Source organism: Streptomyces sp. NPDC037290, from assembly GCF_055603245.1.
This window is the reverse complement of sequence record NZ_JBVJVZ010000001.1, coordinates 1,187,236-1,196,952: the sequence shown is the minus strand read 5'-3', so window position 1 is coordinate 1,196,952 and position 9,717 is coordinate 1,187,236. Positions and strand designations below refer to the sequence as shown.

At 74.8% G+C, this 9,717-nt stretch carries 9 protein-coding genes; 6 read left to right on the top strand and 3 right to left on the bottom strand.

Features of this window, described 5'->3' with window-relative positions:
• Positions 1-21 precede the first annotated feature (21 nt).
• Positions 22-756 (bottom strand): ZIP family metal transporter, encoded by a 735-nt coding sequence (locus ACZ7HQ_RS05510; protein WP_470984965.1) that lies wholly within the window; start codon positions 754-756, stop codon positions 22-24.
• Between the two features lie 118 nt (positions 757-874).
• Between ACZ7HQ_RS05510 and cobM the strand changes: the two genes are divergently transcribed.
• The 6 genes from cobM to cobC are packed head-to-tail and all read left to right on the top strand — an operon-like array spanning position 875 to position 7,273.
• Complete coding sequence (cobM, locus tag ACZ7HQ_RS05505; protein ID WP_470984964.1) at positions 875-1,693, top strand: precorrin-4 C(11)-methyltransferase; 819 nt, start codon at positions 875-877, stop codon at positions 1,691-1,693.
• Positions 1,690-3,033 (top strand): precorrin-6y C5,15-methyltransferase (decarboxylating) subunit CbiE, encoded by a 1,344-nt coding sequence (gene cbiE, locus ACZ7HQ_RS05500; RefSeq protein ID WP_470984962.1) that lies wholly within the window; start codon positions 1,690-1,692, stop codon positions 3,031-3,033. Before cobM ends, cbiE begins: the two co-directional genes overlap by 4 nt.
• Entirely contained in the window at positions 3,030-4,721 is a 1,692-nt protein-coding gene (cobJ, locus tag ACZ7HQ_RS05495) for a precorrin-3B C(17)-methyltransferase (RefSeq protein WP_470984959.1), read from the top strand. Before cbiE ends, cobJ begins: the two co-directional genes overlap by 4 nt.
• A complete protein-coding gene (locus tag ACZ7HQ_RS05490) occupies positions 4,718-5,305 on the top strand; it encodes a precorrin-8X methylmutase (RefSeq protein ID WP_470984958.1) in 588 nt (195 codons plus the stop codon). Before cobJ ends, ACZ7HQ_RS05490 begins: the two co-directional genes overlap by 4 nt.
• A complete protein-coding gene (locus ACZ7HQ_RS05485) occupies positions 5,302-6,219 on the top strand; it encodes a sirohydrochlorin chelatase (protein WP_470984956.1) in 918 nt (305 codons plus the stop codon). Before ACZ7HQ_RS05490 ends, ACZ7HQ_RS05485 begins: the two co-directional genes overlap by 4 nt.
• Entirely contained in the window at positions 6,209-7,273 is a 1,065-nt protein-coding gene (cobC, locus tag ACZ7HQ_RS05480; RefSeq protein WP_470984954.1) for an Rv2231c family pyridoxal phosphate-dependent protein CobC, read from the top strand. The genes ACZ7HQ_RS05485 and cobC overlap by 11 nt, the downstream gene beginning before the upstream one ends.
• 238 nt (positions 7,274-7,511) lie before the next feature.
• Here cobC and ACZ7HQ_RS05475 read toward each other — a convergent pair whose 3' ends face one another.
• Together ACZ7HQ_RS05475 and ACZ7HQ_RS05470 are read right to left on the bottom strand one after the other, a co-directional pair.
• The gene (locus tag ACZ7HQ_RS05475; protein ID WP_470984951.1) at positions 7,512-8,465 is read right to left on the bottom strand and encodes an SCO1860 family LAETG-anchored protein; all 954 of its coding nucleotides are present in this window, start codon (positions 8,463-8,465) and stop codon (positions 7,512-7,514) included.
• A gap of 143 nt (positions 8,466-8,608) precedes the next feature.
• Positions 8,609-9,700, bottom strand: coding sequence for an amidohydrolase family protein (locus ACZ7HQ_RS05470; protein WP_470984949.1), 1,092 nt, complete (start codon positions 9,698-9,700; stop codon positions 8,609-8,611).
• Positions 9,701-9,717 lie beyond the last annotated feature (17 nt).

Genomic DNA, 9,717 nt, shown 5'->3' with positions numbered 1-9,717 from the left:
CGTTACCAGGCGGTCGCCGGGTCAGCCGCCGGAGAGGCCGACCACCAGCCAGATGAAGGCCGCGCCCGCCACCGTGCACAGCAGGGTGGAGCGCGCGGGGTGCTCGTGGTGGGCCTCGGGGAGGATCTCGGCGGCGGCCAGGTACAGCAGGACGCCGCCGAAGAGGCCCAGATAGCCGCCGAGCACCACTTCGGGGATGCGGAAGAACGCGGTCGACAGCGCGCCCAGCAGGGGTGCGCAGGCGTCGGCCACCAGCATCGCGATCGCGCGGCGGCGGGCGTTGCCGTACAGGCTCGTGATGGTGAAGGTGTTGAAGCCGTCGGCGAAGTCGTGCGCGATCACGGCGAGCGCGACGGCGGTGCCCATGCCACTGCCCACCTGGAAGGCCGCGCCGATCGCCACGCCGTCCATGGCGCTGTGCCCGACCATCGCGCCGGCCGCCGTCAGGCCCACCTCGGGCGCCCGGTGGTTGTGTCCCTCGGCGCCTCCGTGCGCGGCCTGCCGCGCGGCCAGCGTGCGCTCGACCAGGTGGGCCAGCAGGAATCCGGCCACGAACAGCAGCAGGGCGGCAGGTACGCCGAAGACCTGGCGGTGGGCCGCGTGCAGCGCCTCCGGCAGCAGGTCCAGGCCGACCACGCCCAGCATCAGACCGCCGGCGAGTCCCAGGACGAGATGCCGACGGTCGGTCACGCGCTGTGCCGTCCAGCCGCCGGCCAGCGTCATCAGGAACGCGCCGAGCGCGACGAAGACCGCCATAGGCCCTTGCTATCCGATGAGGGCGCCTTCGCGCACATCCGGCCACGCCCACATCGGCGCAGAAGCTGATATTTCCCCTGCATTTCATGTCGTGATTCCGTACGAGAGGACCCATCCCATGGCCGATGCCCCCACCGGCAAGGTGACGTTCGTCGGTGCCGGCCCCGGCGCCGCCGATCTGCTGACGTTCCGTGCCGCGCGCGCGATCGCGGAGGCGGACGTGGTGATCTGGGCGGCGAGCCTGGTCCAGGCGGAAGTCCTCGAGCACGCGCGCGAGGACGCGGAGATCCTGGACTCGGCGACCATGTCCCTGGAGGACGTCGTCGCCGTCTACCGGCGCGCCCACGCCGAGGGACTGAAGGTGGCCCGGATCCACTCCGGTGACCCGGCGCTGTGGGGCGGCACGCAGGAGCAGCTGGACCGGTGCGCGGAGGCCGGGATCGCGACGGAGGTCGTTCCGGGGGTCTCGTCCTTCTCCGCCGTCGCCGCTCTCGCACAGCGTGAGCTCACCATCCCGGAGGTCGCGCAGTCCGTCGTCCTGACCCGGCTGGGCGGCGGCAAGACGCCGATGCCGCCCGGCGAGGAGGTGCGCGAGTTCGCCCGGCACGGCACCACCATGGCGATCTTCCTGTCGGCGGCGCGCAGCGGGCAGCTGGTGCGCGAGCTGCTGGAGGGCGGCTACCCGACGGACACCCCGGTGATCATCGCCTACCAGGCGACCTGGCCGGAGGAGCTGCTCGTGAGGTGCACGGTGGGCACGCTGGAGGAGACGGTCAAGGAGCACAAGCTCTGGAAGCACACACTCTTCCTGGTCGGCCCGGCGCTGGACGCGCACGGCACCCGCTCGCACCTGTACCACCCGGGTCATTTCCACGGGTACCGCAAGGCCGACCCGGAGGCCCGGCGGGCCCTGCGCGAGCAGAGGGCCAAGAGTTGATCACGGTCGTCGGTACGGGGACGGTGGCCGGGACGCCCGTGCCCGAGGACGTCCTCGCGGGTGCCGCTCTGGTCGTCGGCGGCCGCCGGCATCTGGACGCGGTACGGCTGCCCGAGGGCGCCGAGCGGGTCGTGCTCGGGCCGCTGGCGCCGGCGCTGGACGTCATCGAGCGGCATCTGGAGAAGGAGAGCCGGGTCGTCGTGCTGGCCTCCGGTGACCCGGGGTTCTTCGGGATCGTGCGGGTGCTGGCCGAGCGGTTCGGGGCGCGGCGGCTGGAGGTGCGGCCCGGGATCTCGTCCGTCGCCGCCGCGTTCGCGCGGGTGGGGCTGCCGTGGGACGACGCGGTGGTCGTCAGCGCGCACGGCCGGGACCTGCGTACGGCGGTCAACGTCTGCCGGGCGCGGCCGAAGGTGGCGGTGCTGACGGGGCCGGGAGCCGGGCCGGCGGAACTGGGGGCGGCGCTGCTGCACGACCCGTGCGTGCCGGAGGGCACGTCACCGGGGCCGCTCGCCGCGCCCGCCTCCGAGTCCGCCGTGCCGGGGACCGCACCGGTGAGCGCGGCGGCTCCCGCGCCCGGCGGCCGTGTGCTCGTCGTCGCCTCCGCTCTCGGCTCCGAGGAGGAGCGTGTCGAACGGGTCACGCCCGCCGAGGCCGCCTCCCGGGACTGGGGCTCGGACGTCAGCGTGGTGCTGTGCCTCGACGGGACACGTGCCCTTGGCGGAGTGCGGACGGTCGCCGGGGCGCCGGCCGGACCCGCCGGCTGGGCCCTGGACGAGGGCGCGTTCGCGCACCGCGACTCGATGATCACCAAGTTCGAGGTGCGGGCGCTGGCGCTGGCCCGGCTGGGCCCCCGGCTCGGCGACCTGGTGTGGGACGTGGGAGCCGGCTCGGGCTCGGTGGCCGTGGAGTGCGCGCGGCTCGGCGCGGCCGTCGTCGCGGTGGAGAAGGCGGCGGACGGGGTGGAGCGGATCCACGCCAACGCGCGCGCCCACGGCGTGGACGTGCGCGTGGTGCACGGCTCGGCACCCGCCGCCCTGGCGGGGCTGGACGATCCGGACGCCGTCTTCATCGGGGGCGGCGGGCGTGAGCTGCCCGCCATCGTCGGCGCGTGCGCGCGGCGGGCCCGGCGGGCCGTGGTCGTCGCCATGGCCGCCCTGGACCGGGTCCCGGCGGCGCGCGAGGCGCTCATGGCCGCCGGGTTCGGCTGCGACGGGGTGCTGCTGCAGTCGTCGCGGCTGGCGCCGCTGCCGGGCGATGTGACCCGGCTCGCGGCGACCAATCCTGTGTTTCTGCTCTGGGGCGAGAGAACCCCGGTATCGAGTGAGGGAGTTGCTCAGTGATCGGCCTGATTTCCGCCACCGCGGCGGGGGCGGTGGCGCGGGACCGGCTGGCCGCGGCCTGGCCGGACCGCACGCGGGTGTACGAGGGTCCCGTCGGGGAGGCGGTACGGGCCGCGTTCGCGGAGTGCGAGCAGCTGGTGTGCTTCCTGGCGACGGGCGCGACGGTCCGGCTGCTGGCGCCGCTGCTCGGCGACAAGTCGGCCGATCCGGGTGTGGTCTGCGTGGACGAGGGCGGCCGGTTCGCGGTGTCGCTGGTCGGCGGACACGGGGGCGGCGCCAACGAACTCGCCGGGGAAGTGGGCGGGTTGCTCGGGGCGGAGCCGGTGGTGACGACCGCGACGGACTCCGTCGGACTCGCGGGCCTGGACACGCTGGGCCTCCCCTGCGAGGGCTCGGTCGCCCTGGTCTCCCGCGCCCTGCTGGACGGCGAACCGGTCGCGCTGGAGGCGGAGGTGCCGTGGCCGCTGCCGCCGCTGCCGGTCTCGGCGCAGGGGACGTACACGATCCGGCTCACCGACCGGGACGTCGCACCGGGCGAGCGTGAGGTGCTGTTGCGTCCGCCGTCCCTGGTGGTCGGCGTCGGCGCGTCCAAGGGGGCGCCCGCCGAGGAGGTGCTCGCACTGATCGGGGCGGCGCTGGCGCAGGCGGGCCTGTCGGTGCGGTCCGTGGCCGAACTCGCCACGGTGGACGCCAAGTCCGACGAGCCGGGCCTCGTGGCCGCGGCCGAACGGCTCGGGGTGCCCCTGGTGACGTACTCCGCCGAGGAGTTGGCGGCGGTCGAGGTGCCCAACCCGTCACACGCGCCGCTCACGGCCGTCGGCACGCCGTCGGTGGCGGAGGCCGCCGCGCTGGTGCGCGGCGGTGAACTGCTGGTCCCCAAGCGGAAGTCGGAGCGCGCCGACGGGCGGCCCGCGATGGCGACCTGTGCGGTCGTACGGCGTCCCGGGCGCGGGCGGCTCGCGGTGGTCGGGCTCGGACCCGGCGCCCGGGACCTGCTGACCCCGCGCGCGGCGGCCGAGCTGCGCCGTGCCTCGGTGCTGGTCGGGCTCGACCAGTACGTCGACCAGATCCGCGATCTGCTCAGGCCGGGCACCCGGGTGCTGGAGTCGGGGCTCGGCGCCGAGGAGCAGCGGGCCCGTACGGCGGTCGCGGAGGCCCGTAAGGGGCATGCGGTGGCGCTGATCGGCAGCGGGGACGCGGGCGTGTACGCCATGGCCTCCCCGGCGCTCGCCGAGGCGTCGGACGACATCGACGTGGCCGGGGTGCCCGGGGTGACGGCCGCGCTGGCCGCCGGGGCGATCCTGGGCGCGCCGCTCGGCCACGACCACGTCTCCATCAGCCTGTCCGACCTGCACACGCCGTGGGAGGTCATCGAGCGGCGGGTGCGGGCGGCGGCCGAGGCGGACCTCGTCGTCACCTTCTACAACCCGCGGTCCCGGGGCCGTGACTGGCAGCTGCCGAAGGCGCTCGGCATCCTCGCCGAGCACCGGGAGGCGGGCACGCCGGTCGGCGTCGTCCGCAACGCGTCCCGCCCGGACGAGTCCGGCCGGGTCACGACCCTCGCCGAACTGGACCCGGCGACGGTCGACATGATGACGGTCGTCACCGTGGGCAACACGGCCACCCGGATCATCGCGGGGCGCATGGTGACCCCGCGCGGCTACCGCTGGCAGGAGGGCGACCGGTGAACCGGATCGTGCACCCCATCGAGCAGGAGTCCTTCCGCCGGCTGCGCGCCCGCCTGGACACCTCGCACTTCCCGCCGCTGACCCGGGCGGTGGTGGAGCGGGTCATCCACTCCGCCGCCGACCTGGAGTACGCGACCGATCTCGTCATGGCGGAGGGCGACCTGGTGAAGGCCCACGCGGCGCTGCACGCGGGGGCGCCGGTGGTGGCGGACGTGGAGATGGTCGCGGCCGGCATCACCCGGCGGGAGACCGTCTGCCGGCTGAAGGAGGCGAGGTCCGGTCCCGGGCTGACCCGTTCGGCCCATGCCGTCCGGCTCGCGTACGAGGAGGTCGGCCCCGGGGCCCTGTGGGTGATCGGCTGTGCGCCGACCGCCCTGGAGGAGCTGCTCACCCTGGACGCCTCCCCCGCGCTCGTCATCGGCCTGCCCGTCGGTTTCGTCGGCGCGGCCGAGTCCAAGGCCGCGCTGCGCGAGAGCGGGCTGCCCGCCGTGAGCAACGTGTCCGAGAAGGGCGGCTCGGCGGTCGCCGCCGCCGCGCTCAACGCCCTGCTGTACCACCCCCTTTCGTCTGAGGAGACCTCGTGACCACCCCGCCTGCCCTGCTGATCGCCGGACACGGCACCCGTGACGACGCCGGAGCCGAGGCGTTCCGCGACTTCGTCCGCGAGCTGGGTCGCCGCCACCCCGGGCTGCCCGTCGCGGGCGGCTTCATCGAACTGTCCCCGCCACCGCTCGGCGAGGCCGTCACCGAGCTGGTCGAGCGGGGCGTGCGCCGGTTCGCCGCCGTACCGCTGATGCTGGTGTCCGCCGGACACGCCAAGGGGGACATCCCGGCGGCGCTGGCCCGCGAGAAGGAGCGGCACCCGGGCATCTCGTACACCTACGGCCGCCCGCTGGGCCCGCACCCGGCGCTGCTGAATGTGCTGGAACGGCGGCTTGACGAGGTACTGGGCGACACGGACCGCTCGGAGGTGACCGTGCTGCTGGTCGGGCGCGGCTCGACCGACCCCGATGCCAACGCCGAGGTGTTCAAGGCGGCGCGGCTGCTGTGGGAGGGGCGCGGGTACGCCGGTGTGGAGACGGCGTTCGTGTCCCTCGCGGCGCCGGACGTGCCGAGCGGCCTGGACCGGTGTGTGAGGCTGGGGGCGCGGCGGATCGTCGTCCTCCCCTACTTCCTCTTCACCGGCATCCTGCCGGACCGGGTGCGGCAGCAGACCGGGGAGTGGGCGGCCGGGCACCCCGAGGCCGACGTCCGCTCGGCCGACGTCATCGGGCCCGAGCCGGAGCTGCTGGACCTGGTGATGGAGCGGTACGAGGAGGCCGTCAAGGGTGATCTGCGCATGAACTGCGACTCGTGCGTGTACCGGATCGCGCTGCCGGGCTTCGGGGACAAGGTGGGCCTGCCGCAGCAGCCGCACTTCCACCCGGACGACGACGACCATCACCACGGCCACGGGCACCACCATCACGGGGGGCACTCGCACAGCCATGCGCACTGACGACACCGGCGGGTCCGGGCACGATCTGCGGCATCACGGGGACGCCGAAGTGCGGGACGGCGGGGCCGCGTTGGTCGACCTCGCCGTCAACGTCCGCGCGGACACGCCCCCGCCGTGGCTGCGGGACGAGATCGCCGCCTCGCTGTCGTCCCTCGCGGCCTACCCGGACGGGCGGGCCGCGCGGGCGGCGGTGGCGGCACGGCACGGGCTGCCGGTGGAACGGGTGCTGCTGACCGCGGGCGCGGCGGAGGCGTTCGTGCTGCTGGCGCGGGCGCTGAGGGTGCAGCGACCGGTCGTCGTGCATCCCCAGTTCACCGAGCCGGAGGCGGCGCTCAGGGACGCGGGGCACACCGTGGACCGGGTGCTGCTGCGCGAGGAGGACGGGTTCCGGCTGGATCCGGCGGCGGTGCCGGAGGGGGCCGACCTGGTGGTGATCGGGAATCCGACCAACCCCACGTCCGTGCTGCATCCGGCGGGGGCGATCACCCGGCTCGCCCGCCCTGGGCGCGTGCTGGTGGTCGACGAGGCGTTCATGGACGCGGTGCCGGGCGAGCGGGAGGCGCTGGCCGGGCGGACGGATGTGCCGGGTCTCGTGGTGCTGCGGAGCCTGACCAAGACCTGGGGGCTGGCCGGGCTGCGGATCGGGTACGTGCTGGCTCCTTCGGAGATCGTCGCCGCGCTGGAGCGGGCTCAGCCTCTGTGGCCGGTGTCGACTCCCGCGCTCGCCGCGGCCGAGGCGTGCGTGACGCCACGGGCACTGGCGGAGGCGGGTCACGCGGCGCACCGCATCGCTGCGGACCGGGGCCACCTGGTGGCCGGGTTGTCCGCGTTCGCCTCGCGGGGCGTGCGGGTGGTGGAGCCCGCGGAGGGGCCGTTCGTGCTGGTCCGCATGCCGGGTGCGGCCGCTGTACGGCACCGGTTGCGCGAGCTTGGTTACGCGGTGCGGCGCGGGGACACGTTTCCGGGGCTCGGCGGGGAATGGGTGCGGATCGCTGTGCGGGACCGGGGGACGGTGGGCGAGTTCCTGCAGGCGCTGTCGGCTGCCCTGCCGTAACTCTCGGCTGCCGGTGCGGTGACGAGAGCGCCCTGAGCCGGCCCCGGGAACGTGCCCGGAGTCCGGCCAGGGTCTCGGCCGTCTCGTCGTCCGCCGTCAGGTACGCGCCCGGGCGGGCCGGGAGGCCGCACCCTGCCCGGCGTGACGGCCACCCAGGCCTCGGGACCTCCTTCGATCGGGCCGGCGCCGGCCAGGATGCGCCGTCCACCGGGACCGACCCGACCCGGGAGACAAGGATTCAGCCCTTGCGGCGTCGCGCCACCGTCACCGCTCCCCCGCCGATCAGCACCAGCGCCAGCGCGCCGCCCGCGACGTACGGGGTGGCGGAGCTGCCACCGGTCTCCGCGAGGTCGGACGTCGATGCGCCGCCCTGGGGCTTCACGTCGGCGGCGGTGTCGGTCTTCGCGGGGGCGTCCTGGGCCTTGGTGCCGGCGGCGGGATCGTGGCTCGGCACCGGGTGCCCGGTGGGCCGGCCCGTCGGGGACTCGCAGGTCGCCCGGGCCAGGGTGACCGTGCCCTCGACGTCGGCCACGTTGAGCTTCAAAGGGTTGACGGAGACCTTGAGTTCGAGGGCGGTGGCGGCGGCCGTGCGGGTGGTGGTGCGCCGCTGGGCGAGGTCGAGGCGGACCTCGCCGACGCCGGGCACCTTCACCTCGGCCGGGCCACCGGCGGTGAGCGTGACCCGCTTGCCGAGGACGGTGACGGCGCCGAGGACGTTCGCGGAGGCGGCCGGTGCCCTGCCGGCCTCACAGGTCGCCTTGGCGGTGACCGTGCCGACCTCGATCAGGGACAGCAGGGGCAGGCCGGGGACGTGCAGCCTGGCGTCGACCAGCCGGACCGAGCCCTCGGCGCCCCGGGAGGTCACGGTGGCCTTCGCCGAGGCGACGCGCGCGCCGAGGACCGTGAACGGCCTGCCGCCGGCCACGCCGTCGAGCCGGGCGGACAACGCGGTCCTGTCGGCACTCCGCGGTGCCTGGACCTCGTTGAGGGAGACCGTCAGCGGGACGTCGACGGTCTTGTCGAGCAGGGACACGTCGAGCCCGGTGCGCAGGACGACGGCGGAGGCGCGACCGTGGTCACCGGTCGCGTGCGCGGCGCCCGCGCCCAGGGCCGCGGGCGCCACGGCGAGGGCGGTGACCGTCGCGACGGTGGCGAGACGGCGTGCGGGCATGCGGAAGTCGTTGCTGTTCAAGGTGGTGGGACCCCCAGAGAAAACGTGCTTGGGACCCGTCAACCTTGTACGCCCTGTGGGTGAACGGTCAGCAATCCTGGGTCACTTCACTCAAACGTGGATTCCCTGCACACCTCTTCGAATCACCGGGCACAGGCGTTCCTCTACTGCACGATCCGCCCGTTCAGCACCACCCGGCGCGGCGCCGCCAGCACCCGTACGTCCGCCCGCGGGTCGCCCTCGTACACCACCAGGTCGGCCGGAGCGCCCTCCTCCAGACCGGGGCGGCCGAGCCAGGCGCGGGCGCCCCAGCTCGTGGCCGACACGGCGTCCACGGCGGGGATGCCGGCGGTGACCAGTTCCGCCACCTCGGCCGCGACAAGGCCGTGGGCCAGCGAGCCGCCGGCGTCCGTGCCGACGTACACCGGGATCCCCGCGTCGTAGGCGCCGCGCACGGTGTCGTAGCGGCGCGCGTGCAGCCGGCGCATGTGCGCCGCCCAGTTCGGGAACCGGGTGTCGCCGCCGGCCGCGAGCTGCGGGAAGGTGGCGATGTTGACGAGGGTCGGGACGATCGCCACGCCGTGCTCGGCGAACAGCGGGATCAGGTCGTCGGTCAGGCCGGTCGCGTGCTCGATGCAGTCGATGCCCGCCTCGACCAGGTCGCGCAGGGAACTCTCGGCGAAGCAGTGCGCGGTGACGCGGGCGCCGAGCCGGTGGGCCTCGGCGATGGCCGCCACGGTCGCCTCGCGGGGCCAGCAGGGCGCGAGGTGGCCGAGGTCGCGGTCGATCCAGTCGCCGACCAGCTTGACCCAGCCGTCGCCGCGCCGGGCCTCCTGGGCGACGTACGCGACGAGGTCGTCCGGTTCGATCTCCCAGGCGTAGTTGCGGATGTAGCGGCGGGTGCGGGCGATGTGCCGGCCGGCCCGGATGATCTTCGGCAGGTCCTTGCGGTCGTCGACCCAGCGGGTGTCGGAGGGCGAACCGGCGTCCCGGATCAGCAGGGTGCCCGCCTCCCGGTCGGTGAGCGCCTGCTTCTCGGCCACGTCCTTGTCGACCGGGCCGTGCGGGCCGAGGCCGACGTGGCAGTGCGCGTCGACCAGGCCGGGCAGCGCCCAGCCCTCGACGGTGGTGACGTCACGGGCCCCGGCGGGGCGGTCGTAGGACACCCGGCCCCCGACCACCCACAGCTCGTCACGGACGTCGTCCGGCCCGGCCAGGACCCGGCCCTTCACGCGCAGCACCGCACCATCGCTCATGCACTGCACGATAATCG